General features: G+C 73.5%; 8 protein-coding genes. 3 read left to right on the top strand and 5 right to left on the bottom strand.

Going from position 1 to position 10166, the window contains the following annotated elements:
• Positions 1 to 173: 173 nt before the first annotated feature.
• The 5 genes from ABGB05_RS36580 to ABGB05_RS36560 form a co-directional block, all read right to left on the bottom strand.
• Positions 174 to 1085, bottom strand: coding sequence for a hypothetical protein (locus ABGB05_RS36580; protein ID WP_347658614.1), 912 nt, complete (start codon positions 1083 to 1085; stop codon positions 174 to 176).
• A 64-nt stretch (positions 1086 to 1149) separates the two neighbouring features.
• Positions 1150 to 2205, bottom strand: a complete 1056-nt coding sequence (locus ABGB05_RS36575) for an SPFH domain-containing protein (RefSeq protein ID WP_347658613.1) — start codon at positions 2203 to 2205, stop codon at positions 1150 to 1152.
• Positions 2206 to 2312: 107 nt separating this feature from the next.
• Positions 2313 to 3068, bottom strand: coding sequence for an ABC transporter permease (locus tag ABGB05_RS36570; RefSeq protein ID WP_347658615.1), 756 nt, complete (start codon positions 3066 to 3068; stop codon positions 2313 to 2315).
• A 107-nt stretch (positions 3069 to 3175) separates the two neighbouring features.
• Complete coding sequence (locus ABGB05_RS36565) at positions 3176 to 4147, bottom strand: ATP-binding cassette domain-containing protein (protein WP_347658612.1); 972 nt, start codon at positions 4145 to 4147, stop codon at positions 3176 to 3178.
• Between the two features lie 120 nt (positions 4148 to 4267).
• Entirely contained in the window at positions 4268 to 7600 is a 3333-nt protein-coding gene (locus tag ABGB05_RS36560) for a BTAD domain-containing putative transcriptional regulator (RefSeq protein ID WP_347658611.1), read from the bottom strand.
• 110 nt (positions 7601 to 7710) lie between these two features.
• Between ABGB05_RS36560 and ABGB05_RS36555 the strand changes: the two genes are divergently transcribed.
• The 3 genes from ABGB05_RS36555 to ABGB05_RS36545 form a co-directional block, all read left to right on the top strand.
• Positions 7711 to 8238, top strand: a complete 528-nt coding sequence (locus ABGB05_RS36555; RefSeq protein WP_347658610.1) for a 2Fe-2S iron-sulfur cluster-binding protein — start codon at positions 7711 to 7713, stop codon at positions 8236 to 8238.
• Positions 8235 to 9224: a xanthine dehydrogenase family protein subunit M gene (locus tag ABGB05_RS36550; RefSeq protein WP_347658609.1), complete on the top strand. Its 990-nt coding sequence runs from the start codon at positions 8235 to 8237 to the stop codon at positions 9222 to 9224. The genes ABGB05_RS36555 and ABGB05_RS36550 overlap by 4 nt, the downstream gene beginning before the upstream one ends.
• Positions 9225 to 9326: 102 nt before the next feature.
• The coding region (locus ABGB05_RS36545; protein WP_347658608.1) for an aldo/keto reductase at positions 9327 to 10166 on the top strand (840 nt) is incomplete at its 3' end.

Here is a 10166-nt window from a genome sequence, read left to right as displayed (position 1 = left end):
TCGGCCAACGGGCGCCCGGCACTGATCAACTATCTCCGCCGGCCCGGCAGCCCGCACTACGAGGCGTTGGTCGTCGACGTACTCCGGATCGAGAACGGGAAGATCGTAGAAAGCAACGCCTTCATCGGTGCCCGTCACGTCGCCGCCTTCAGCATGCCCGCCACGCTCGAGCCCTAGGAGCGTGCCGGCTCGACCAGGTGCAGGGACCGTCCGGCCAGGCCGACGGTGAGCCGCTGACCCCAGGCCAGCGCCAGGTGGTCGTGTTCGAGTCCGTCGGCGAAGACGACAAGTCGCTCCCGCTCGGCGGCGAGTTCCACCGTCTCGCCCGGGCCGAGCCGCCCGGCGGTCAACGCCACACCGGTCGCCGGTGACGGCCACGCCTCCCGGACGAACCAGCACAGCGCCGGCTCGTCGGCGGCCGGCAGGGCCGGACCGTCGCCCCGTTCCCGGGCGATCGAGGCGCACCAGCCGGTGGCACCGGTCCCGGTCCCGACCACCAGGCCGGAGGAGGACTGCCGCTCTCGACGGCCGTCCATCAGGGACAGCAGGTAGCGGGCGGACTGGTGGCCCGGGTGCCCGACGTAGATCTCGTTGAGGCCGAGCAGTTCCTGCCCGTCGTCGAGGACCGCCAGGACCATGGTGCGCCGCCGGATCGGCGCCCGCCCGGAGACCACCGCCGGCAGCAGCCGAGCCACCTCCGACGGCGCGTACCGGACAAGTACGCCGGCGTTGCGACCCGGATCCGGGTCCACCCCGATCACCGGCTGACCGTCGAGGTACTTCGCCACGTTGGCCACCAGTCCGTCCTGGCCGACCGCGACGACAACGTCCTCGGCCGCGAACGGGAACCGCGCCAGGTCGTCCCGGTCAGCGTGGCCCCGACGCCAGTCCGCCGGGACGGCGGCGCCGACCGTGGTCAGCGCCACCTGCAGCGCGTCGTGCCGGGCCACCACCTCGGCCAGGTCGCGCCCCCGTCGACTCAGGTAGTGCCCGGCCGCGGCCCGGGTGCCGTGCTGAGCCAGCAGCTCGTCCAGTTCGCTGCGCCGGCTCACCACCACGACCCGGGGAGCCAGGGTCGCGCTCACCGGGTCACCCCGGCAGCCAGGTCCGCGCGCACCACGACGAACCGGGGCGCGGGGTTCGGCCTGCTCACCGGGCCAACCGGTCCAGCAGGCCGGTCAGCACGTCGGGGGTGACGGTGAGCTGGCCGACCTCGGGCAGCTGACCGGCCATCTCCCGCAGCGCCAGCGCGTGCAGCACCCCGGCCGGCAGGTCCCGGTAGGCGGCGAGCTTGGCCGCCTCCGCCTCGGCCTCGGCAAGCCCGATCACCCGTACCCCGTCGGCCTTGGCGGCGGCGAGGGTCCGCTCCTTCTCGGCCTCGGCGGCGGCCAGCACCCGGGCCCGGTCGGCCGTCGCGGCGTTCGTCACCTTCTCCCGTTCGGCCTTGCCCTGGGCCACCGCCAGATCGGCGGCGGCGTCGAGTTCGACCTTGCGCCGCGCGTTGGCGCCGTGCTGTTCCACGAGCTGCTGTTCCCGGCGGGCCAGCTCGATCTTGTTCTGGAGTTCGTTCTCCGCGATGGCCCGTTCCTGCTCGACCGCCTGGGCCCGCCGGGCGTACGTCGCCCGGTCGGCCTCGACCTGGACCGCCTCCCGGGTCGGGGTCTGCAGCGCCCGTTCCATCTCCGGCTCGGGCCGGACCGCGACGACCCGGGCACTGACCACGGTGACGCCGATGTCGGTGAGCCGGGTCTCGTCGCGCAGCCCGGCCGAGACCGCCTCCCGGACGGCGGCGATGTCGGTCAGTGCCTGGGCCAGCGGCACCCGGGCCAGCAGGTCGAGTGCCGGCTGCTGGGCCAGCTCGGCGAGGAGGGTGGCGATCTGGTCCAGTGGCCGTCCCCGGGCCGCGCCCCGGTCCGGGTCGACCGAGAAGTCCAACCGGCTCGCGGCCAGTGCCGGGTCGGCGATCCGGTACGTCACCGTCGCCTGGACGGTGACGTCGGCGAAGTCGCTGGTCCGGGCGTGGAAGAGCAGCGGCAGTTCCCGGTCGTCGACCGGCACCTCGCTCAGTACGCTGACCAGCGGCCGGTACCAGAAGGACAGCCCCACGCCCTCGTGCCGGACCTGACCGCGGACGTGGTGGCGGACCCAGCTGGTCGGGGTGCCGCGCAGGTGCCGCAGGAACAGACGTCGCTTCACGTCACTCATGGTCGGATACCCTCCCCTGTTTTCGTCACTGGGACGATAAACAGGGAAGGGTATTCACGTCAAGCTGACGCTAAATCCATCCGTAGGGTCGGACCGCCGGCCCGGGCTCAGCGGCCCAGCCGCTGGTAACGACGTACCGCCAGCGGGGCGAAGACGGCGATCAACACCAGCGGCCAGACGACGGCGAGCAGGGTCGCGTGCTGCGCCGGCCAGGAGTCGCCACCGATTCCCGGATTGCCGAACAACTCCCGGGCGGCGGCCACCGTCGCGGAAAGCGGATTCCAGGCCGCGACCGCACCGAGCCAGTCCGGCAACAACTCCGGGGCGACGAAGACGTTGGAGAGGGCGGTGAGCGGGAAGGCGAGCGGGAAGACGATCACGCCGACCGTGTCCGGGTTCGGAACCACCAGGCCGAAGAAGATCCCAAGACAGGTGAAGGCGAGCCGCAGCAGCAGGATCAGACCCACCGCCGCCAGCGCGTCGACCACACCGTTGCGCCACTGCCAGCCGACCAGCAGACCGCAGACCACCAGGGTTGTCATCTCCAGCAGGGCCCGGATCAGGTCGGCCCCGGTACGCCCGGTCACCAGTGCCGACCGGGCCATCGGAATCGACCGGAACCGGTCCACCACTCCCCGGCTGACGTCCATCGCCACGCCGCTCGCGGTGGCACCGAGTCCGTAGAGCATCGTCATCACAAAAACGCCCGGCAGGAGGAACTCCCGGTAGCTGCCCGCGCCCGGGACCGTCATGCCGCTGCCGAAGACGTAACCGAAGACCAGGACGAACATGATCGGCAGGCTGAAATAGATGATGATCTCCTCGGGCGACCGGACCACGTGCGCCATGTTGCGCCCGGTCATCGTCGCCCCGTCGACCACCGCCCAGCGGAACCTGCGCACCGCGTCACCCCCGTTCACCGCGCCACCCCCGTCACCCGCGACTCCGCCGACCACCCCACCGACCCCGGTCACCGCGCCACCCCCGCCACCTGCCGGGCTCCGCCGGCTGTGAGCTGCAGAAACGCCTCGTCCAGGGTCGGCCTGCGCAGGCCGATGTCGGCCACCACGATTCCCGAGGCCTCCAACGCCCGCATCACGTCACCGAGCGCGGCGACCCGGTCGACCACCGGCGCGCCGAGCTGCCGCAGTTCGGCGTCAACGCTCACCGGGCCGGCCGCGAGCCGCTCGAGGATCGCCGCCGTGGCCGCCACCCCGGCCCGGTCCCGGACGACCACCTCGATCCGGTCCGCGCCGATGCGGGCCTTCAGCTCGTCCGACGTGCCCTCCGCGACCATCCGGCCGCTGTCGATCACACAAATCCGGTCGGCGAGCTGGTCCGCCTCCTCCAGGTACTGGGTGGTGAGCAGCACCGTCGTCCCGTTCGCCGCCAGCTCCCGTACCGCCGACCACAGCTGGTTGCGGCTGCGCGGGTCGAGGCCGGTGGTCGGCTCGTCGAGGAAGAGCACCCTCGGTGTCATGATCAGGCTGGCGGCCAGGTCGAGCCGGCGCCGCATCCCACCCGAGTACGTTCCCGCCGAACGGCCCGCCACGTCGGCGAGCCCGAACCGCTCCAGCAACTCGTCCGCGCGCCGGCGGGCGGCCCGCCGGGACAGGTGGTGCAGCCGGCCGAAGAGGATCAGGTTCTGCCGTCCGCTGAGGATCTCGTCGACCGCGGCGTACTGGCCGGTCAGCCCGAGCACACCGCGGACCTGCTCCGGCTGGCGGGCCACGTCGTACCCGGCGATCCGGGCCCGACCGGCGTCGAACCGCAACAGCGTGGTCAGAATCCGCACCGCGGTGGTCTTGCCCGCGCCGTTCGGGCCCAACATCCCGTAGACCGTGCCGGTCGGCACGGCCAGGTCGAGCCCGTCCAGGGCCCAGGTCGTGCCGTACCGCTTGCGCAGCCCTTCGGCGACGACCGCTGACGTCGTATTGGTCATGCCGTCGACAGTCCCGGACCGCGCGCACCGGCCGCGCACCACACGCTGACCGGCCTGGCTCCGGACCCACCGGTCACGCACCGCCGGCCGACGGCCCGAACCCGACGTCGGGCGGCCGGCTCAGGACCGGTCGAGCAGGTCGAGCGCCGCGGTTCGGTCCAGCGCCGCACCCCGGTCGAAAATCCGTTCGTACGCCGCGTCGCCGAGTCGGGCCCGCACCGCGCCGGCGACCTCCGTGCCGGCCACCGCCCCCGCCGGACCGATGCCGGTCTGCAGCGCCGACACCGCGCCGAGCAGCAGGCAGGCCCGTTCGGGATCACCGTCCCGGAGCACCGGCCCGACCCGGCCCTCCACCGCGATCGCGAGCATCGCCGACTCCCACACCCCGACCGGCGCGGCCAGCACCTCCCGGAAGTGCGCCCGGGCCTCGTCCGGCGCTCCCCGCGCCTCGGCGAGTTGACCGAGCAGGACCAGGGTGGCGAGCCGGACCCCCTCGGCGCCGAACCAGCCGGTCGGGCACTCGGCGAGGGCCTGCTCGGCCAGTCGCCGGGCCCCGGTCGGGTCGCCCCGGCGCCGGGCAATCTCGCCGAGCCCGAGGTGGGCGGCGGCGAGCATCTCCGGCGCCCCGGCCCGCGACGCGAGCTCGGTCACCCGGCGGTAGTCCGCCACCGCCCCGTCGAGTTCCCCGACGCTGACCCGGCCGTCCGCCCGGATACGCAGCAGCTCCGCCATGTCCAGGGTGGAGCCGAGTTCCTCGACCAGTCGCAGCGCCTCGTCCAGCAGCCCGGTGGTCTCCGCCCCACCACACCGGTAGCCGAGTTCGGTCATCGTGCTCAGCGTCAGTACGCTGCCCCAGCGCTCACCAAGTGCCCGGAATCCCGCCAACCCGCGGTCGAACTCCGCCCACGCCTGGTCGTACCGGCTCTCCATCATCCGCACCATGCCGATGCCGAGCGCGGCCAGCGCCTGGCTCCACGGATCGGACCCGACCACGATGCCCCACGACTCCGGCGTCCCGGATACCGACAGAGGCAGGTCCGGTGGCGGGCCGGCGGCCATCCCGGACAGGTAGAGCAGGAACGGCTGGGTCAGCGGCCGGTTCAGGTTCCACAGGATCTCGCCGGCCCGGGCCACGGCCCGCGCCGCCGGACCGTACCCGCCGAGCGAGGCGTGCAGGATGCAGAGCGCGTACGCCTCCTCGAGTCCGGCTGGAGGTTCGGGGCCGAGGCGGCTGACGAGTTGGTCGGCGAGTGCTGCCCCCTCCGCGCGCAGGCCCCGCAGCCACCAGTAGAACGAGAGCGCCGCGACCAGCCGCAGGCCCAGGTCGACGTCGGCGTCGGCGACCGCCCGGCGCAGCGCGAGGTGGAGATTGTCCCGGTCGGCGTCCAGGCGGCGCAACCACTCCAACTGGTCGGCGCCGCGCAACCCACGGTCCGCGGCGCGGGCCAGCTCGAGGACGTACGCGCCGTGCGCCCGGCGCAGCGGTGCCGCCTCGCCGGCGTCGACCAGGCGTTCGGCGCAGAAGGCCCGGACCGTCTCCAGCATCCGGAAGCGCCCACCCCCCGCCTCGACCAGCGACTTGTCGACCAGACCGGTCAGTACGTCGAGGACGTCGGCGGCGTCGAACGGGCCGCAGACCCGCTCGATCGCGGCCAGGTCGGCGCCGCCGGCGAAGACGGTCAACCGTCGGGCCAGCCGCTGCTCGGTCCCGTCCAGCAGGTCCCAGCTCCACCGGACGACCGCGCGGAGCGTCTGGTGCCGGGGCTGGGCCACCCGGCTGCCCCGGTTCAGCAGCCGGAACCGGTCGTCGAGCCGGGCCGCGATCTCGCCGACCGGCAGCGCCCGCAACCGGGCGGCGGCGAGTTCGATGGCCAACGGCAGACCGTCGAGGGTACGGCAGATCCGCAGCACCGCGTCGAGGTTCTCCTCGTCGACGTCGAATCCCGGTGCCACGTCGACGGCCCGGTCGAGGAAGAGCCGCACCGCGGCGCAGTCGCGCGCGGTGCCGGCGGTGACCTCCGTCGCCGGCAGCGGCAGACCGGCCAGCGGGCATACCGCCTCGCCGGTGATCCCGAGTGGTTCCCGGCTGGTGGCCAGGATCCGCAGCCCCGGACAGCCGGCGAGCAGCCGGGCGGCGAGCCGGGCCGTGTCGGCGACCACGTGCTCGCAGTTGTCCAGCACCAGCAGCAGTCGCCGGTCGGCCAGGGCCGCGACGAGCCGGTCGACCACGTCCCGGGGCCCACCGGGCGCCCGCAGCGCCGCGTCCCGCAGGTTGAGCGCGGCCAGGACCGCCGGCGCCACGTCCGCCCCGTCGACCAGTCCGGCCAGCTCGACCATCCGGACGTCCCCGGACTGCAGACCGGCCGCCTCGATCGCCAGCCGGGTCTTGCCGACGCCGCCCGGACCGTGCACCGTGACCAGCCGGGCCTCGTCCAGCAGTTTGCTGATCCGTCCGAGTTCGTCCTCCCGCCCGACGAAGCTGCTCAGCTGTCCGGGCAGCCCGGATCCCGGGCGGCCGCCGGTGGCCGGCGGCCCCGACGGGTACGCCGGCTCGGCCGACCCGCCGTCAGTCGACGGACCCGCCTCCGCCACCCCGGTCTCCCCCACCGGTGACGTGCGGTCGGTGCGCGGCGGCACCGGGCTGCCACCGGGCGGTGGCAACCGGTCGTCACCGGGCGGCGGCAGCCGATCCGCGGGGCGCGGCACCGGGTCGTCGCGCAGCATCGTCAGGTGGAGTGCGGCGAGCTCCGGTGACGGGTCGGCGCCGAGTTCCTCGGCGAGCAGCCGCCGCCCCTCGGCGAAGGTGGCGAGCGCCTCGGCCCGCCGGCCGCCCGCGTACAGCGCCCGCATCAGCTGACCGCGCAGCCGCTCCCGCAGCGGGTACGCGGTCACCAGGTCCCGCAGCTCGCCGATCAGCGGCCCCGGCCCGGCCAGGCCCAGTTCCGCCTCCACCCGGTCCTCGACCGCGCCCAGCCGCAGCTCCGCCAGGCGTACCGCCTGTGGGGTGGCGAACGGGGCCGGTCGGACGTCGGCCAACGGTTCGTCCCGCCACAGGTCGAGCGCCTCGCGCAGCAGTACGACCGCCGAGGCCCGGTCGCCGTCGCGGAGCGCCCGCTGCCCGGCCGTCACCAGCCGGGTGAACCGGTGGACGTCGACGTCCTCCGGGTCGATCGCGAGACGGTAGCCGGCCGGGTGGAACTCCAGTCGCGGCGTCGACCCGCCGGTCCCGGCCAGGATCTGGCGCAGCCGGCTGACCTGGGACTGCAGGGCGTTGTTGGCGCCCGCCGGCGGGCTGTCGCCGTACAGGCCGTGGATCAGCCGATCGGCGGCGACCATTCGACCCGCGTCGAGCAGCAGCAGCACCAGCAGGGCACGGAGCCGGGCACCGCCGACCACGACCCGGGAGCCGTCGTCGGCGTACACCTCCGTCACGCCCAGGATGCCGAACCGCATGCCGTTGATTCTCACCCACCCGCGCTTTCCATATTTCACCGCGCGATCCGTGCCGGTATGGCTAGCTTTGGAGGTGTTCGCTGCGTTCCGTACAGGCGGGAGGTCCGGCCATGGACGTCGAGGTCACCATCCGGGTCGACGGAACGGACCACCGGCTCACCGTGGACACCCGGACCACCCTGCTCGACGCCCTGCGGGAACGACTTGGCAACACCAGCCCGAAGAAGGGTTGTGACCACGGCCAGTGCGGCGCCTGCACGATCCTGCTCGACGGTCGGCGGGTGAACAGCTGCCTGGCCCTCGCGGTCGCCCACGACGGCGCCGAGATCGTCACCGCCGCCGGGCTCGCCCCGGACGGTCAACTCCATCCGATGCAGCAGTGCTTCATCCGGCACGACGCCTTCCAGTGCGGATACTGCACACCCGGCCAGATCGTCTCCGCGGTCGCCATGCTCCGCGAGGCGGAGGCCGGCTGGCCGAGCGCGGTCACCATGGACAACCCGGACGGCGGTGGCGACGACGGTGGCCCGGTCCGGCTCGACGCGGACGAGATCCGGGAGCGGATGAGCGGCAACCTCTGCCGCTGCGCGGCGTACGCCAACATCGTCCCGGCGATCGAGGAGGTCGCCCGCCGATGAGACCCTTCCGCTACACCCGGGCCGAGGACGTCTCCGGCGCCGTCGCCCTGCTCGCCGGCACCCCGAACGGCGCCTTCCTCGCTGGCGGGACCAACCTGGTCGACCTGATGAAACTCGACGTCGCCACCCCGGAGTTGCTGGTCGACGTACGCCGGCTCACCTCCGACCGGGTCGACGAGCTGCCCGACGGCGGCCTGCGGATCGGTGCCGCCACCCCGAACAGCGACCTGGCCGCCGATCCACTGGTCCGGCGCCGCTACCCGGTGCTCTCCCAGGCCCTGCTCGCCGGTGCCTCCGGTCAGCTCCGCAACCTGGCCACCGCCGGCGGCAACCTGCTGCAACGCACCCGCTGCGTCTACTTCCAGAACGTGACCACGCCGTGCAACAAGCGCCAACCCGGCACCGGATGCCCGGCGATCGAGGGATACCACCGGGAACTCGCCATCCTCGGCACCTCGCCGGAGTGCGTCGCGACCCACCCCTCCGACTTCGCCGTCGCGCTCGTCGCGCTGGACGCCGTGGTGGTGACCAGCGGGCCGGACGGTGAGCGACGCATCCCGATGGTCGAGCTGCACCGGCTGCCGGGGCAGGAGCCGCAGCGGGACACCGTGCTGGCGCACGGCGAACTGGTCACCGCGATCGAGCTGCCGCCGTTGCCCTTCGCCACCTGCTCCCGTTACCGCAAGGTCCGGGACCGGGCGTCGTACGCCTTCGCGCTGGTCTCGGTGGCGGCAGCGCTGGACGTGGCCGACGGTGTGGTGCGGGACGTCCGGATCGCGCTCGGCGGGGTGGCGCACAAGCCGTGGCGGGCGACCCGGGCCGAGGAGCTGCTGCGCGGCGGCCCGGCTCGGGAGGACCGGTTCCGGGCGGCGGCCGAGGCGGAGCTCGTCGACGCCCGACCGCTGCCCGGCAACGCCTTCAAGGTGCCGCTGGCCCGGAACACCCTCGCCGGCACGCTGCGCGAACTGGCCGTCGGACAGCTCTGAACCGGCTGCGGTGGCCCGATGATCACGCGAGTAGGTTGAGCTGGTTGGACCCGCACAACCCGGCCCGCGTCCCGGGCCGTACGACGGCAGGAGAGCACCCCGATGAGCGAGCAGCTGGCCGTACCGACCCTCGCGCTGGCCAACGGCGCCCGGATTCCCCAGGTCGGCCTCGGCACCTGGCCGATGTCGGACGCCGAGGCGGAGCGGGCCGTCGCCGAGGCGATCGGCGTCGGCTACCGACTGATCGACACCGCCTACAAGTACGGCAACGAGACGGGTGTGGGCCGTGGGCTGCGCGCCTCCGGCGTACCCCGGGAGGAGCTCTTCGTCACCAGCAAGCTGAACGGCGAGTGGCACGGCCGGGAGCAGGTTCGGGAGGCGTTCCGGGACAGCGTCGCCAAGCTCGGCGTGGACTACCTCGACCTGTACCTGATCCACTGGCCGATGCCCTGGCAGGACCGGTACGTGGACGCCTTCCTCGGCCTCGCCGACCTGCTGCGGGAGGGGCTGGTCCGGGCAATCGGGCTGTCCAACTTCAAGCCGGCGCACATCGACCGGATCCGGGCCGCGACCGACGTGACGCCGGACGTCAACCAGATCCAGTTGGACCCGACGCTGGCCCGGGAGGCCGTTCGCGCCTACCACCGGGAGCACGGCATCGTGACCCAGTCGTGGGGGCCGATCGGGCACGGCCGCGAACTGCTCTCCGAGCCGGTGGTGACGGAGGTCGCGGAGCGCTACGGTCGGACGCCGGCCCAGGTCGTGCTCCGGTGGCACGTCGAGCTCGGGCTCGTGCCGATCCCGAAGACCTCCTCGCCGGAGCGGATGAAGACCAACCTCGACGTCTTCGACTTCTCGCTGGCTCCGGCGGACGTGGCCGCGCTCACCGCCCCCGACCCGGGCGAGGCTGCGGCCCCCCACACCCACACGGTCGGGCCCATA

It is taken from the genome of Plantactinospora sp. B5E13, assembly GCF_039871775.1.
Lineage (GTDB): Bacteria > Actinomycetota > Actinomycetes > Mycobacteriales > Micromonosporaceae > Plantactinospora.
The sequence above is the reverse complement of the archived record's forward strand: the minus strand, read 5'-3'. Positions and strand labels throughout refer to the sequence as shown.

Bases quoted from the DNA above. Each gene is read 5' to 3' on its own strand.
- ABGB05_RS36575 (WP_347658613.1), bottom strand. From the start codon at position 2,205: ATGAGTGACGTGAAGCGACGTCTGTTCCTGCGGCACCTGCGCGGCACC.
- ABGB05_RS36570 (WP_347658615.1), bottom strand. From the start codon at position 3,068: ATGACCGGGCGCAACATGGCGCACGTGGTCCGGTCGCCCGAGGAGATC.
- ABGB05_RS36565 (WP_347658612.1), bottom strand. From the start codon at position 4,147: ATGACCAATACGACGTCAGCGGTCGTCGCCGAAGGGCTGCGCAAGCGG.
- ABGB05_RS36560 (WP_347658611.1), bottom strand. From the start codon at position 7,600: ATGCGGTTCGGCATCCTGGGCGTGACGGAGGTGTACGCCGACGACGGC.
- ABGB05_RS36555 (WP_347658610.1), top strand. From the start codon at position 7,711: ATGGACGTCGAGGTCACCATCCGGGTCGACGGAACGGACCACCGGCTC.
- ABGB05_RS36550 (WP_347658609.1), top strand. From the start codon at position 8,235: ATGAGACCCTTCCGCTACACCCGGGCCGAGGACGTCTCCGGCGCCGTC.